Origin of the sequence: Amycolatopsis sp., assembly GCF_036008905.1 — a bacterium.
Taxonomy (GTDB): domain Bacteria; phylum Actinomycetota; class Actinomycetes; order Mycobacteriales; family Pseudonocardiaceae; genus Amycolatopsis.
In genome coordinates this window covers 47,217-63,624 of sequence record NZ_DASYMU010000040.1, presented here as the reverse complement: position 1 = coordinate 63,624, position 16,408 = coordinate 47,217, and the positions used below count along the sequence as shown (strand labels likewise).

The following is a 16,408-nucleotide window of genomic DNA, read 5'->3' as shown; positions in this document are numbered from 1 at the left end:
CATCGCCCCCGGCCGCTGTCGCGGTCGAGTGACGCCTGAGGAGAACACGTGCGGCTCTGGCCAGGAACGCCCTACCCGCTCGGCGCCACCTATGACGGTGTCGGAACGAATTTCACGCTGTTCTCGGAGGTAGCCGACTACGTCGAGCTGTGCCTGTTCGACGAAGACGGCAAGGAGACCAGGGCCCGGCTGCCCGAGGTCGACGGTTTCGTGCACCACGGCTACCTGCTCGGCAGCGGTGCCGGCCAGCGCTACGGCTTCCGCGTGCACGGCCCGTACGACCCCGAGAAGGGCCAGCGGTGCAACCCGAACAAGCTGCTGATCGACCCGTACGCCAAGGCCGTCTCGCACGGCGTGGACTGGGACGAGTCGTTGTTCGGCTACAAGTTCGACAAGCCGGACGAGCGCAATGACGCCGACTCCGCCGCGCACGTGCCCCACTCGCTCGTGGTGAGCCCGTTCTTCGACTGGGCCAACGACCGGCACCCTAAGACGCCGTACAACGAGACCGTCATCTACGAAGCCCACGTCAAGGGCATGACGATGAACCACCCCGAGATCCCTGAGCGGCTTCGCGGCACCTACGCCGGCCTCGCGCATCCGGTGATCATCGACCACCTGACGAACCTCGGTGTGACCGCGATCGAGCTGATGCCGGTGCACCAGTTCGTCACCGACCACGGCCTGACCGAGAAGGGCCTCCGGAACTACTGGGGCTACAACACGATCGGGTTCTTCGCGCCCCACAACGAATATTCGGCGATGCCGGAGAAGGGCGGCCAGGTCCAGGAGTTCAAGGGCATGGTGCGCGCCTTCCACGAGGCGAACATCGAGGTCATCCTCGACGTGGTCTACAACCACACCGCCGAGGGCAACCACCTCGGCCCGACGCTGTCCATGCGCGGCATCGACAACGAGGCGTACTACCGGCTGGTCGAGGACGAGCCGAAGTACTACATGGACTACACCGGCACCGGCAACTCGATGAACGTGCGCGGCCCGCACACGCTGCAGCTGATCATGGATTCCCTGCGCTACTGGGTCACCGAGATGCGCGTCGACGGTTTCCGCTTCGACCTCGCCGCCGCACTGGCCCGTGAGTTCTACGACGTCGACAGGCTGTCGACGTTCTTCGAGCTCGTGCAGCAGGACCCGGTGGTGAGCCAGGTGAAGCTGATCGCGGAGCCGTGGGACGTCGGCCCCGGTGGGTACCAGGTCGGCAACTTCCCGCCGCTGTGGACCGAGTGGAACGGGCAGTACCGCGACACCGTGCGCGACTTCTGGCGCGGTAAGCCGGCGACGCTCGGCGAGTTCGCGTCGAGGATCACCGGCTCGTCGGACCTTTACCAGGACGACGGCCGCCGCCCGTACGCGTCGATCAACTTCGTCACCGCGCACGACGGCTTCACGCTCAACGATCTGGTGTCGTACAACGAAAAGCACAATGAGGCGAACGGCGAAGACGGCCGCGACGGTGCCGACGACAACCGGTCGTGGAACTGCGGCGTCGAAGGCCCGAGCGACGCGATCGAGGTCACCGCGCTGCGCAAACGCCAGCGCCGCAACCTGATGGCGTCACTCCTGCTGTCCCAAGGCGTGCCGATGATCCTGCACGGCGACGAACTCGGCCGCACCCAGAACGGCAACAACAACGCCTACTGCCAGGACAACGAACTGTCCTGGATCGACTGGAAACTCGCCGAGGAGAACAAGGGCCTCATCGCCTTCACCGCCGCGCTGACCGACCTGCGCAAGCGGCACCCGGTCTTCCGGCGCCGCCGGTTCTTCGCCGGGAAGCCGATCGGCAAGGGTGAAGAACTGCGCGACATCGCGTGGTTCACCACCTCCGGCGAGGAGATGACCGAGCAGAACTGGGACGACGCCTTCGGCAAGGCCGTCATCGTCTTCCTCAACGGCGAGGGCATCCCCGACCTCGACCCGCGCGGCATGCCCGTGGTCGACGACTCGTTCCTGATGGCCTTCAACGCGCACTACGAAGACATCGAAATGACCCTGCCCGCCAACGGTTACGGCTCCGAGTGGGCGGTCGTGGTCGACACCGCGACGGCCGAAGTGGCCGCGGAGCCAGGTGAGGAAAGCATCGCGGGAGGATCGAAGCTGAACGTCGTCGCACGCTCATTGGTCGTGCTCCAGCGCGTCGGGAACGGTGAGGAATGACCGTCCCCAGCTCCACCTATCGGCTACAGCTGCGCCCTGAATTCACCTTCGCCGACGCCGCTGAGCTCGTCGACTACCTGCAAAAGCTCGGTGTCGGCGCGATGTACACCTCGCCCGTGCTCGACGCGGCGCCGGGCTCCACGCACGGCTACGACGTCGTCGACCCGAGCCGGGCCCGCCCGGCGCTGGGCGGGGAGGAAGCGCGCCAGGCGTTGTCCGAGACGCTGCGCGAAGCCGGTCTCGGGCTGGTCGTCGACATCGTGCCCAACCACCTTTCGGTGGAGGTCCCGAAGGCCAACCCGTGGTGGTGGCATCTGCTCAAGCACGGCCGGAAATCGAGGTACGCCAAGTACTTCGACATCGACTGGTCACGTGAGCGGATCCTGCTGCCGGTGCTCGGCGGCGACGACGCCGTGGCGGAACTGACCGTCGAGGGCAAAGAGCTGGTCTACTACGACCACCGCTTCCCGATCGCGCCCAAGACCGGCGAAGGTTCGCCGCGGGAAGTGCATGATCGGCAGCATTACGAGCTGGTCGACTGGCGCCGCGGCAACGCCGAGCTGAACTACCGGCGGTTCTTCGACATCACCACGCTCGCCGCCGCGTGTGTCGAGGATCCCGAGGTCTTCGACGCCACGCACGGCGAGGTGCTGCGCTGGGTGCTCGCGGGTGACGTCACCGGCCTGCGCGTCGACCATCCGGACGGCCTCGCCGATCCCGGGGCGTACATGCGACGGCTGCGCGAGGCCGCGCCTGAGGCGTGGCTGGTCGTCGAGAAGATCCTGCACCCGGGTGAAGACCTGCCCGTGAGCTGGCCGGTCGATGGCACCACTGGCTACGACGCGCTGCGCGAGATCGGCGGGGTGTTCGTCGACGCCTCTGCCGAGCAGGCGTACACCGAGCTGTCCGAAAAGCTCGGGGTGGCAACGGATTTCCACGCCGTCGAGGACGAGACGCGACGCCTGGTGACCGACACGATCCTGGTCGCCGAGGTGCGCCGGATCGCCGCGCTGCTCACCGGCGTCGAGGAAGACGCAGCGCGCGCGACCGTCGCCGAGGTCATGATCGCGTTCGACGTCTACCGGTCGTATCTGCCGGAAGGCAGCGCGAACTGGGCGGCGGCGATCGCGCGGGTGCGCACGTCACGACCGGAGCTGGCGTCGGCGCTCGACGCGCTGGACAGCCAGGTCCGCGGTGCGCCGAGCAGCGAACTCGCCACCCGGATCCAGCAGACCTCCGGCATGGTCGTCGCGAAGGGCACCGAGGACACGGCGTTCTACCGGTACAGCCGGTTCGCCGGGCTCAACGAGGTCGGCGGCTCGCCGGACCGGTTCGGGATCGGCGTCGGCGAATTCCACGAGCTCGCCGCCAAGCGCGAGGCGGGCTGGCCGTCGACGATGACGACGTTGACCACACACGACACCAAGCGTTCCGAGGACGTCCGCGCCCGGCTGGCCGTGCTTTCCGAGCTGCCCGAGGAGTTCTCCGAGGCGCTCAGCCGCTGGTCGGCGCGGCGCGGGATCGACGAGCCGTCGCTGAACCTGCTGGCGTGGCAGACGCTGGTGGGCGCGTGGCCGATCACGGCCGAGCGGATGAGCGAGTACCTGGGCAAGGCGTCCAAGGAAGCCAAGGTCCGCACGACCTGGGTCGACCACGACGAAGAGTTCGAGCGCGCTGTCGACGCGTGGCCCGGTGAAGTCCTTGGGGACGAAGAACTTTCGGCGGAGATCGCGGAGTTCGTCGAGCGGGTGAAGGGGCCGGGCTGGTCCAACTCGCTGGGGCAGAAGCTGATCCAGCTCACCTCACCCGGGGTACCGGACGTCTATCAGGGCACCGAGCTGTGGGACCTGTCGCTGGTCGACCCGGACAACCGCCGGGCCGTGGACTACTCGGTGCGCCGGGAGATCCTTGGCCGTGTCGTTTCCGGCGAGCTCCCCGAGGTCGACGACGTCGGCGCGGCGAAGCTTTTGTTGGTGCACAAGGCTTTGAAGTTGCGTCGCGAGCGGCCTGAGCTGTTCGACGGCTATCGCGCGCTGCACGCCGAAGGGCTCGCGGCCGACCACGCGATCGCGTTCACCCGCGGCGCGGACCTCGTCGTCGTCGCCACGCGGCTGCCCGTGAAACTCGCGGCGGAGGGCGGCTGGCGTGACACCGTCCTCCCGCTGCCCGCCGGCCCCGGCACCTGGGTCGACGTGCTCACCGACCGCGCTGTCGACACGGGATTGCCCGCGCTGGCAGGACTTCTGGACCGCTACCCCGTCGCCCTGCTCGTGCGAGGAGACCGATGAGCTTCACCGTTTGGGCCCCGGAGCAGGACCGTGTCCGGGTGCGGGTCGACGGCGTCGACCACGAAATGACCCGCGGCGAAGGCGGCTGGTGGCGCGCCGACGTCGAGGGGAGCGACTACGCGTTCCTGCTCGGTGACGACGAGAAGGCGTACCCCGATCCGCGCTCGGCGTGGCAGCCCCACGGCGTTCACGAAGCGTCGCGCGGCTACGACCACTCCGCGTTTGCGTGGACGGACCAGTCGTGGACCGGGCGGGCGTTGCCGGGCAGCGTCATCTACGAGCTGCACATCGGCACGTTCACGGCGGGCGGGACGTTCGACGCGGCGATCGAGAAGCTCGACCACCTGGTGGATCTGGGTATTTCGCTCGTGGAGATCCTGCCGGTCAACTCATTCGACGGCACCGACGGCTGGGGCTACGACGGGGTCCTGTGGGGCGCGGTCCACGAGCCGTACGGCGGGCCCGACGGGTTCAAGCGGCTCGTCGACGCCTGCCACGCGCGGGGTCTGGGGGTCGTGCTCGACGTCGTCTACAACCACCTCGGCCCGTCCGGCGCGTACCTCGACAAGTTCGGGCCGTATTTCGCCGGGCAGAACGACTGGGGCCCGGGGCTGAACCTCGACGGCTCCGGCTCGGACGAGGTCCGCCGGTACGTGATCGACAACGCGCTCGGCTGGCTGCGGGACTTCCACGTCGACGCGCTGCGGCTCGACGCCGTCCACGCGCTCGTCGACCGGCGCGCGGTGCACCTGCTGGAGGAACTGGCGGTGGACGTCGAAGCGCTGTCGGTCGCCGTGCGCCGCCCGCTGACGCTGATCGCGGAGTCCGACCTCAACGACCCGAAGCTGATCACGGCCCGCGAGGGCGGCGGCTACGGCCTCGGCGCGCAGTGGTGCGACGACCTCCACCACGTCCTGCATGTGGCCCTGACAGGCGAGAAAACCGGCTATTACAAGGATTTCGCCGCTCCGGGCGCGTTGGCTCGCACCCTGCGGGAGGCGTTTTTCCACGCGGGCACGTGGTCTTCGTTCCGCGGGCGTACCCATGGCCGTCCGGTCGACACGCATCGCGTCCCCGGGCACCGGTTCCTGGCGTACCTGCAGAACCACGACCAGGTCGGCAACCGCGCCACCGGCGACAGGCTGACGGCGACGGTGTCGCCAGGGCTGCTCGCGTGCGGCGCGGCGATCGTGTTCTGCTCGCCGTACACCCCGATGGTGTTCATGGGTGAGGAATGGGCGGCGAGCACGCCGTGGCAGTTCTTCGCCTCCTTCCCGGATCCGGAACTGGCCAACGCCGTCCGCACCGGACGTCGTCGCGAGTTCGGGCGGCACGGCTGGGGCGAGGCGGACGTGCCCGACCCGATGGACCCGGCGACGGTGGAACGCTCGCGCCTCGACTGGTCCGAACTCTTGGAGCCCACGCACCGCTCGATGCTCGACCTCTACCGCGCGCTGATCGCCCTGCGCCGCACCCGCCCCGAGCTGTCAGCCCCCGCCCTGGACCGATTCGACGTCCGCTCCGCTCCCGACGACTCGTGGCTCGCCCTGCACCGCGGCCCCCTGCGCCTGCTCTGCAACCTCAGCGCCTCTCCCGTCACCATCCCGCTGGACGCTCCCCACACCGTCCTCCTCACCTCGTCCGCCCCCACCCTCACCCCCACCTCGGCCAACCTCCCCGCCGAGTCCTTCACCCTCCTCGCCTAAGCGCACTCTGCGCACACCCGCGTGCAACCCACGCACACCCAAGTGCAATCCGCGACGCGGCACTGTCGTGGTTTGCACTTGGGTGTGCGCAGATCGCGCTTGGGTGTGCGCAGACTGCACTCGGGCGGGCGGGCCGAGGTTCACCGGAAAGTTCATGAAACGGACCAGACGAACCGAAGGGAGGCGGTAATCGTCGGTGATCCCTGGAAAGATCTACATCATGGCTACCCGACCAGCGTCCGACACCCGAGTACTCGCCGGCCGACCGTTCCCACTGGGCGCGCACTCCGAGGCCGGCGGCGTCCGGTTCGCCGTGACTTCCGCGGTGGCCGACCGTGTCGAGGTATGCCTGATCAGCGAAGACGGCTCCGAGCAGCGCATCGAGCTGATCGAGCGGACGTTCGGCGTGTGGCACGGCCTGGTCCCGGGAGTCACTCCGGGTCAGCGTTACGGCTATCGCGTGCACGGACCGTATTACCCGGAGCGCGGGCTGCGCTGTAACCCGGCGAAGCTCCTCGTCGACCCGTACGCCCGGCGCATCACCGGGCGGCTCACCGACATGGACGCCGCGGTGGGCTATATGGGTGATCCGAGCGGGCCGGAGTCGCCGACGGACTCGCTCGGCAGTGTCCCGCTCTCGGTCGTCAGTTCTCCCGGCGGGCCGGACACCGGGATCAAGCCGGAGACGCCGTTCGAGGAGTCGGTCTTCTACGAACTACACGTGAAGGGCTTCACCCAGCGGAACCAGGATATCCCGGAGCATCTGCGCGGGACGTACCTCGGCATCGCGCATCCGGCGTCGATAGAGCATCTCGTACGGCTCGGCGTGACCGGCGTCGAGCTGCTGCCCGTGCAGTCGTACGCCGACGAGCCATCGCTGATCGCGGCGGGGCGCCACAACTACTGGGGTTACTCGCCGCTGGGCTACTTCGCGCCGCACGCCGCGTACGCGAGCGAGCCGGGTCGCGAGATCGAGGAATTCCGGACGATGGTCGCCGCGCTGCACGCGGTGAACATCGAGGTGATCCTCGACGTCGTCTACAACCACACCTGCGAGGGCGGACCCGACGGCCCGACGCTGAGCTTCCGCGGCCTGGACGCGCCGGCGTACTACCTGCACGACAAGAACGGCGACATGGCCGACATCACCGGCTGCGGCAACACCCTCGACGCCGGCTCGCCGGACGTCGTACGCCTGGTGGCGGACTCGCTGCGCTACTGGACCACCGAAATGGGCGTCGACGGGTTCCGCTTCGACCTCGCGAGCACGCTCGGCCGTCCCCGCGGCGGCCCGTTCGACCGTGACTCGGCGATGCTGACGGCGATCACCACCGACCCGGTCCTTTCGCGCTGCAAGCTGATCGCGGAGCCGTGGGACGCGACCGGCGACGGTTACCGCGTCGGCGAGTTCGGCAGGCAGTGGGCGGAGTGGAACGGCCGCTACCGCGACACCGTGCGCGACTTCTGGCGCGGCGAGAAGAGCGTGCGGGACCTCGCGTACCGACTGTCCGGCTCGTCGGACCTGTACGCCGACGACCTCCGCCGCCCGTGGCAGTCGATCAACTTCATCACCGCGCACGACGGCTTCACCCTGCGGGATCTGGTGTCCTACAACGAAAAGCACAACGAGGCGAACGGCGAGGACAACCGCGACGGCACCAACGACAACCGCGCGTGGAACCACGGCGTCGAGGGTGACACCGACAAGCCGGAGATCCTGGCGCTGCGCGCGCGGCAGGCACGAAACCAGTTCGCCACCCTGTTGCTGTCGACGGGTACGCCGATGCTGACCGCGGGCGACGAAATGTGGCGCACGCAGGGCGGCAACAACAACGCCTACTGCCTCGACAACGAGACGTCTTGGGTCGACTGGGAGACCTCTCCCGACACCGAGTCGATGCTCGCCTTCGCCCGCCGCGCGCTGCACCTCCGGTCGCGGAGCCCGGCGCTGCGGCAGCCGGAGTTCTTCGAAGGCCGGACCACGCCGACGGGCCGCCCCGACCTGATCTGGTTCCGTGTCGACGGCGAGGAGATCACCGAGACGGACTGGTTCGACGAGGAGAGCCGCACGCTCGGCATGTGGATCGACGGCTCGAACAGCCAGTCCCGCACTCGCGACGGCGAACTCGTCGCGGACCACTCGTGGCTGCTTTGGCTCCACTCCGGCGATGCGCCGATCGAAGTCGTCCTGCCGGGCCCGGAATTCGGCGTGACCTTCGAGCCGACACTCGACACGAGCACCGCCGACGGCACCCCCGCGACACCGGGCGCGTTCGACGCGGGCGCCCGCGTCACCCTGCCCGCGCGCTCCCTGCTCCTGCTCCGCGCCCCTCGCGAGTTCCCCACCCCGTGACCCCTCGGGGAAAGTGTCGACGAATTCCCGGGAGCTGGGAAGTTACCGCTTAGTAGAGCCATTTCGTGACGTGGGCGGCATGACCCTCGACGGAGTCACACCGCGACGAAACCTCGCAAAACACTCACCACCGGTGACGCGCGCGGCCGCGGTAGTCCATCCGTGGAAACACTGGCGACATCTGGGTTACCGTTGAGTGACCACTGTGGACACCCTGACGCCTGAGCCTGACAGTGGTTCAATAAGTTTGCCCTGGAACGTTTCCGGGTACCCCTGCCTGAGAAGAGTCCCCGGTGACGGGCGGCTTTGTCGAACCGGGCAGACTGAGAGGTGCCGCGTTACAGACGGGCGAGAGAGGTGCTGCGCATGACGGGTCGGCTCGGCATCGACGACGTGACACCGACGGTGGGGTGTGGCCGGTATCCGGCGAAAGCCGTGACAGGCGAACACATTCCGGTTTCCGCCACGGTTTGGCGAGAAGGACATGATGCGGTCGCCGCGACAGTCGCTTGGCGCGGACCGCACGACAGGGTGGCCCGGCAGACCAGGATGGTCGAGCAGGGCACCGGTCTCGATCACTTCACCGCGGAAATCGTCCCGGACGCCGAAGGGCTGTGGACCTACCGGGTCGACGCCTGGAGCGATCCGTGGGCCACCTGGTTGCACGCCGTCGAAGTGAAAATGGCCGCTGGACAGGATTCCGACGAGCTCGCGAACGATCTCGAGTCGGGTGCCCTGTTGCTCGACAGAGTCTCGCGAAGGCCGGACAGGCGGCGGGAACGCGTCGAGCTCGCGGCTTCGGCCGAGGCTCTGCGCGACGTCGACCGCCCGCTTCCCGATCGCGTGGCTCCCGCGCTTTCGGCGGAGGTGCGCCGGATCATGCACGAGCACCCGGTGCGGCAGCTGATCACCAAGGGCAAGCCGCTGAAGATCTGGGTGGACCGCAAACGCGCCGCCTTCGGCTCCTGGTACGAGTTCTTCCCGCGCTCCACCGGCGGCGTCGACGAGTCGGGCCGCCCGGTACACGGCACCTTCACCACCGCCACCGCCGCGCTGGACCGCGTGGCCCACATGGGCTTCGACGTCGTCTACCTGCCTCCCATCCACCCCATCGGCCGCGTGAACCGCAAGGGCCCCAACAACACCTTGGTCACCGAGGAGCACGACGTCGGCTCGCCGTGGGCCATCGGGGCCGACGAGGGCGGGCACGACGCGATCCACCCGGAGCTCGGCACGATCGAGGACTTCGACAGGTTCGTGGCGCGCGCCGAGGAACTCGGCATGGAGGTCGCGCTCGACCTCGCGCTGCAGGCCGCGCCGGATCACCCTTGGGTGCTCAAGAATCCCGAGTTCTTCACCACGCGCCCGGACGGTTCGATCGCGTACGCGGAAAACCCGCCGAAGAAATACCAGGACATCTATCCCACCAACTTCGACAACGATCCGACCGGGATCTACGCCGAGGTGCTGCGGGTCGTCCTGCACTGGGTCGAGCACGGGGTCAAGATCTTCCGGGTCGACAACCCGCACACCAAACCACCGGACTTCTGGGCCTGGCTGATCAAATCGGTGAAGGACGCCCATCCGGACGTCCTGTTCCTCGCCGAGGCGTTCACCCGCCCCGCCCGGCTCTGGGGCCTCGCCCGGCTCGGCTTCACCCAGAGCTATACCTACTTCACCTGGCGCACCACCAAGGAAGAACTGATCGAATTCGGGGTCGACCTCGTCGCGCACTGGGACGAAGGCAGGCCGAACCTGTTCGTCAACACCCCGGACCTCCTCCACGAGTCGCTGCAGCACGGCGGCCCCGGCATGTTCGCGCTGCGGGCGGCGCTCGCGGCCACCATGTCCCCCACGTGGGGGGTTTATTCGGGCTACGAACTCTTCGAACACGAAGCGGTGCGCGAAGGCAGCGAGGAATACCTCAACTCGGAGAAGTACGAACTGCGGCCGCGGGATTTCGCGGGCGCGCTCGCCGAGGGCCGGTCGCTCGAACCCTGGCTGCTCAAGCTCAACCTGGCGCGCCGGGCCCATCCGGCGCTGCAGCAGATGCGGACACTGCGCTTCCACCACGTCGACAACAGTGCTTTGCTCGCGTATTCCAAGCAGGATCCCGAAACCGGTGACACCGTCGTCACCGTGGTCACGCTCGACCCGGACTCCCCGCAGGAGGGCACGGTCTGGCTCGACATGCCGTCTCTCGGATTCGACTGGGGCGAACGGCTTATTGCCCATGACGAGGTCACCGGGGAAACCTGGGACTGGGGACAGGCGAACTACGTGCGGCTCGAACCCTGGCGTGCGGTCGCGCACATCGTGGGTGTCCAGCGGCGCTTCGGTCATTGACCACGGCGGTCACTGCTCGAAGCGCCGTGCGGCGCGCACAATTCCTATGGCTACTGACCACCCTCGCGCCCACAAGGTGCGCGGGGGAAGATCGAACGTACCCCCGATGAGGTGGGACGAGGTGGAGCTCATGAACGAAGATCCCCGACCCGACGCGGCCCTCGGCCTGGACGGCGTGCCACATACGGGCGAAGCGATCACCGCGGACGGAATGCTGGTCGAACCCAAGGCCGAGGATTTCCGTTCCGCCAAACAGGCTCCCAGCAACCCCGAGTGGTTCAAGGGCGCGGTGTTCTACGAGGTGCTCGTCCGCGCGTTCCGTGACTCGAACGGCGACGGCACCGGCGACCTGCGTGGCCTGGCCAGCAAACTCGACTATCTCGAGTGGCTCGGCGTGGACTGCCTGTGGCTGCCGCCGTTCTACGCGTCGCCGTTGCGCGACGGCGGTTACGACATCAGCGACTTCCGCGCGGTGCTGCCCGAGTTCGGCAGCGTCGAGGATTTCGTCTACCTGCTGGACGAAGCCCACAAACGCGGGATCCGGGTGATCACCGACCTGGTGCTCAACCACACCTCCGACGCGCACCCGTGGTTCCAGCAGTCCCGAATGGAACCCGACGGCCCGTACGGCAACTACTACGTCTGGAGCGACGACGACTCGCGCTACGCCGACGCGCGGATCATCTTCGTCGACACCGAGACGTCGAACTGGACCTACGACCCGGTGCGCGGGCAGTTCTACTGGCACCGGTTCTTCTCGCACCAGCCGGACCTGAACTTCGAGAACCCGGACGTCCAGGAGGCGATGCTGGACACCCTGCGGTTCTGGCTCGACCTCGGGATCGACGGTTTCCGCCTCGACGCGGTGCCTTACCTGTTCGAGCAGGAGGGCACCAACTGCGAGAACCTGCCGCGCACGCACGAGTTCCTCAAGCGCTGCCGCAAGGTCGTCGACGACGAGTATCCCGGCCGCATCCTGCTGGCCGAGGCGAACCAGTGGCCGTCCGACGTCGTCGAGTACTTCGGTGACGCGGCCGTCGGCGGCGACGAGTGCCACATGGCGTTCCATTTCCCGCTGATGCCGCGCATCTTCATGGCCGTGCGCCGCGAGTCGAGGTTCCCGATCTCGGAGATCCTCGCGCAGACGCCGAAGATCCCCGACGGCACGCAGTGGGGCATCTTCCTGCGCAACCACGACGAGCTCACCCTCGAGATGGTCAGCGACGAAGAACGCGACTACATGTACGCGGAGTACGCCAAGGACCCGCGGATGAAGGCCAACATCGGTATCCGCCGACGGCTGGCCCCGCTGCTGGACAACGACCGCAACCAGCAAGAACTGTTCACCGCGATGCTGCTCAGCCTGCCGGGTTCACCCGTTCTGTACTACGGTGACGAGATCGGTATGGGCGACAACATCTGGCTCGGCGACCGTGACGCGGTGCGAACGCCGATGCAATGGACCCCGGATCGCAACGCGGGCTTCTCGAGCTGCGACCCCGGTCGCATCTACCTGCCGGTGATCATGGACCCGAGCTACGGGTTCCAGGCGATCAACGTCGAGGCGCAGCTGAACAACACCTCGTCGCTGCTGAACTGGACGCGGCGGATGATCGAGGTCCGCAAGCAGCACCACGCCTTCGCCGAGGGCGAGTTCATCGATCTCGGTGGGTCCAACCCCAGCGTGCTCGCCTACAAGCGCCGGTGGCTGCGGCCGGACGGACGGCAGGACGTCGTCCTCTGCGTGAACAACCTGTCCCGCTTCCCCCAACCGGTGGAGCTGGACCTCTCCGTGCACCGCGGGTGTACGCCGGTCGAGCTCACCGGCGGCGTGCGCTTCCCCGAGATCGGTGAGCTGTCGTACCTGCTGACCCTGCCTGGACACGGTTTCTACTGGTTCCAGCTGGTCGAGCCGGGCGACGACAACGAATCGAGGTGACCACTCTTGACAGCTCCTGATCCCCGCGAACTCGTCGGCAGGCTCGTATCCCACCTGCCCGATTGGCTGCCCGCCCAGCGCTGGTTCGCCGGCAAAGACAGGCCCATCACGTCAGTGCGCGAGCTGAACACGACGGTGCTGCAGGGCGGTGACCCGCTGCTGCTGCACGTGATCGTCGAGGTGGAGCAGGGCGATCGGCGCGAGCCGTACCAGCTGCTGATCGGCAGCCGTGAGCAGCTTCCCGACGGTCTCGGCGCCAGCTGGATCGGCGCCGAGCGCGGCGTCCCCTGTTACGAAGCCAGCGGGGACGCCGATCTGACGGCTTGCCTGCTGGAGTTCATCGCGCGGGAAGTCGACGTCGGTTCGCTGCGGTTCGCGCACGAACCCGGCGTCGAGCTGCCGACGGATCTGCGTTCCCGGCCGATCACGTCCGAACAGAGCAACACCTCGCTGGTCTACGGAAACCAGTACATCCTCAAGCTCTTCCGCAAGCTCACCGCGGGCGAGAACCCGGATCTGCTGCTGCACCGCGCGTTGCAGCAGGTCGGCTGCGAGCACATCGCGCCGCTGCTCGGCTCCATCACCGGTGAGCTGCACGGCGAACCGGCGACCATCGCGATGGTCCAGCAGTTCCTGCCCGACGCCGTCGACGGCTGGGCGATGGCGACGACCAGCGTGCGCGACCTGATGGCCGACCCCGAACTGCACGCCGACGAGCTCGGCGGCGACTTCGCCGGCGAGGCGCACCGGCTCGGTCAGGCCGTCGCGACGGTGCACGCCGACCTCCAGCGGGCATTGGGCCAGCAGGTGGCCGAAGGCGAAGAGTTCGACAAGACCGTTGAGGCGATGCTGGTCCGGCTGGACACCGTCATCGCCATGGTCCCGGAACTGGGAGAACACGCCCCAGCACTGCGGACGGCGTTCGAAAAACTGCGCACCGCGGACAGCCCGGTCTTCATGCAGTTCGTGCACGGCGACCTGCATCTCGGCCAGGTCCTGCGCACGGTTCACGGCTGGCTGCTCATCGACTTCGAAGGCGAACCGGCGGCACCGGCCGCGGAACGGGCGGCACTGCGATCGCCGTTGCGCGACGTTGCTGGGATGCTTCGGTCCTTCGACTACGCGGCACATCAGATGCTCGTCGGGCAGCCGGAGGACCCGAAGCTCACCGAGCGCGCGCTCGAATGGGCGCGGCGCAACCGTGCCGCGTTCTGCGAGGGCTACGCGGAGGCCGCGGCCGAGACGATCGGCGACCCCCGCGCGCACGGCGAACTGCTACGGGCGTTCGAGCTGGACAAGGCGGTCTACGAGATCGCCTACGAGCACGCGAACAGGCCGGAATGGTTGACGGTCCCGTTGTCGTCGATCGCCCGGATCACCACAGGAGGCGAGTAAGCCCGTGAGAGCTTCACCAGTCGAACTCCCTGACGAGGCGCCGTCTCCTCAGGACATCGACCGGCTGCTGGCCGGATCCCATCACGACCCGCATTCCGTGCTGGGCGCACACCCGGCGAAGGAAGGTGTCGTCGTCCGGGCGCTGCGTCCCGGCGCGAAATCCGTCACCGTGGTGGCGGGCAAGTTCCGGACGGAACTGAAGCGGATCGTCGACGGGCTGTTCGCCGGCGCGCTGCCGGAACACCCCGGCGACTACCGCCTCGAGATCGACTACGACGGCAACGTCGTGACGGCCGACGACCCGTACCGCTGGCTGCCCACGGTCGGCGAACTGGACCTGCACCTGATCGGTGAAGGCCGGCACGAGCGGCTCTGGGACGTCCTGGGCGCGCGGGTGCGCTCCTACGACACGCCTTCGGGCACCGTCGAGGGCGTGTCGTTCGCCGTGTGGGCGCCGACAGCGCGCGGCGTGCGGGTCATCGGTGACTTCGACGGCTGGGACGGCCGCGCGAACCCGATGCGGTCGCTCGGCTCGTCGGGCGTCTGGGAGCTGTTCATCCCCGGCACCTCGGTCGGCACGCACTACAAGTTCCGCATCCTCGGCGCGGACGGCACGTGGCACGACAAGGCCGACCCGATGGCGTTCGCCACCGAGGTCCCCCCGGCGACGGCGTCGATCGTGACGCAGTCGAACTACACCTGGGGCGACGCCGAGTGGGAAGCCCAGCGCGAGGCCACGAACTGGGCCAACGCGCCGATGAGCGTCTACGAGGTCCACCTGGCTTCGTGGCGCCAAGGGCTCGACTACCGCGAGATGGCCGAGCAGCTGGCGGACTACGTCACCGAGACCGGCTTCACGCATGTGGAGCTGCTGCCGGTGGCGGAGCACCCGTTCGGCGGTTCGTGGGGCTACCAGGTGACGTCGTACTACGCGCCGACGTCACGGTTCGGTACCCCGGACGACTTCCGCTACTTCGTCGACCACCTGCACCAGCGCGGCATCGGCGTCCTCGTGGACTGGGTGCCCGCGCATTTCCCGAAGGACAGCTGGGCGCTCGCCCGGTTCGACGGGACACCGCTGTACGAGCACGCGGACCCGCGCCGCGGCGAGCAGCCCGACTGGGGCACGCTCGTGTTCGACTTCGGCCGCAACGAGGTCCGCAACTTCCTCGTGGCCAACGCGCTGTACTGGATCGAGGAGTTCCATCTCGACGGCCTGCGTGTGGACGCCGTCGCGTCGATGCTGTACCTCGACTACTCGCGCAAGGAAGGCGAGTGGCTGCCGAACCAGTACGGCGGCCGGGAAAACCTCGACGCGGTGCGGTTCCTGCAGGAGTTGAACGCGACCGTCTACAAGCGACACCCCGGGGTCGTGATGGTGGCCGAGGAGTCGACGGCGTGGCCCGGTGTCACGCGGCCGACGCATCTCGGCGGGCTCGGGTTCGGCTTCAAGTGGAACATGGGCTGGATGCACGACTCGCTGCAGTATCTCAGCCATGAGCCGGTGCACCGGTCGTTCCACCACAACGAGATGACCTTCTCGCTGGTGTACGCGTGGAGTGAGAACTTCGTGCTGCCGCTGTCGCATGACGAGGTCGTGCACGGCAAGGGCTCGCTGTGGCAACGCATGCCGGGCGACGACTGGAACAAGGCGGCCGGGCTGCGCTCGCTGCTGGCGTTCATGTGGGCGCATCCGGGCAAGCAGCTGCTGTTCATGGGCGGCGAGTTCGGGCAGCCACGGGAGTGGTCCGAGTCGCGGTCACTGGATTGGGATTTGCTGGCGCAGCCGCTGCACGGCGGGGTGAAGAGCCTGCTCAGCGACCTCAACCGGGTCTACAAGGACTCACCCGCGCTGTTCAACGGCGACACGCGTCCCGAGGGCTTCTCGTGGATCGACGCGAACGACTCGGGCGGCAACGTGCTGAGTTTCCTTCGTATCAGCGAGGACGGCTCACAGCTCGCGTGTGTCGCGAACTTCGCCGGCACCCCGCATCTCGACTACCGCGTCGGCCTGCCGTTCCCCGGCAAGTGGCGCGAAGTCGTCAACACCGACGCCGAGATCTACGGCGGCTCCGGTGTCGGGAACCTCGGCGAGGTCGAAGCCGGCCCCACCCCCTGGCACGGCCTCCCCGCCTCCGCGGTCCTGCAACTCCCGCCCGCCGGCGTCCTCTGGCTCGCCCCGGAGGCGTCCACAGAACGCTGA

At 68.0% G+C, this 16,408-nt stretch carries 8 protein-coding genes; all 8 read left to right on the top strand.

The genetic code is table 11. From position 1 onward, the window contains the following. The first annotated feature begins 48 nt into the window (after nucleotides 1-48). The 8 genes from glgX (VGP60_RS07680) to glgB all read left to right on the top strand — a co-directional run bounded on the left by glgX (VGP60_RS07680) (nucleotide 49) and on the right by glgB (nucleotide 16,408). Complete coding sequence (gene glgX, locus VGP60_RS07680; RefSeq protein ID WP_327547181.1) at nucleotides 49-2,178, top strand: glycogen debranching protein GlgX; 2,130 nt, start codon at nucleotides 49-51, stop codon at nucleotides 2,176-2,178. After that, on the top strand, nucleotides 2,175-4,466 hold the full coding sequence (gene treY, locus VGP60_RS07675; RefSeq protein WP_327547180.1) for a malto-oligosyltrehalose synthase: 2,292 nt from the start codon (nucleotides 2,175-2,177) through the stop codon (nucleotides 4,464-4,466). Before glgX (VGP60_RS07680) ends, treY begins: the two co-directional genes overlap by 4 nt. Continuing rightward, nucleotides 4,463-6,172, top strand: coding sequence for a malto-oligosyltrehalose trehalohydrolase (treZ, locus tag VGP60_RS07670; protein WP_327547179.1), 1,710 nt, complete (start codon nucleotides 4,463-4,465; stop codon nucleotides 6,170-6,172). Before treY ends, treZ begins: the two co-directional genes overlap by 4 nt. Nucleotides 6,173-6,392: 220 nt before the next feature. Beyond that, nucleotides 6,393-8,525 (top strand): glycogen debranching protein GlgX, encoded by a 2,133-nt coding sequence (gene glgX / locus VGP60_RS07665; protein ID WP_327547178.1) that lies wholly within the window; start codon nucleotides 6,393-6,395, stop codon nucleotides 8,523-8,525. 366 nt (nucleotides 8,526-8,891) lie between these two features. Next, a complete protein-coding gene (locus tag VGP60_RS07660) occupies nucleotides 8,892-10,871 on the top strand; it encodes a maltotransferase domain-containing protein (RefSeq protein WP_327547177.1) in 1,980 nt (659 codons plus the stop codon). A 130-nt stretch (nucleotides 10,872-11,001) separates the two neighbouring features. Then, nucleotides 11,002-12,810: a maltose alpha-D-glucosyltransferase gene (gene treS, locus VGP60_RS07655; protein WP_327547176.1), complete on the top strand. Its 1,809-nt coding sequence runs from the start codon at nucleotides 11,002-11,004 to the stop codon at nucleotides 12,808-12,810. Nucleotides 12,811-12,816: 6 nt separating this feature from the next. Continuing rightward, nucleotides 12,817-14,205 carry a maltokinase N-terminal cap-like domain-containing protein gene (locus VGP60_RS07650; protein WP_327547175.1) on the top strand — a complete coding sequence of 463 codons (1,389 nt, stop codon included), beginning with the start codon at nucleotides 12,817-12,819 and terminating at the stop codon, nucleotides 14,203-14,205. A gap of 4 nt (nucleotides 14,206-14,209) precedes the next feature. Continuing rightward, complete coding sequence (gene glgB, locus VGP60_RS07645) at nucleotides 14,210-16,408, top strand: 1,4-alpha-glucan branching protein GlgB (RefSeq protein WP_327547174.1); 2,199 nt, start codon at nucleotides 14,210-14,212, stop codon at nucleotides 16,406-16,408.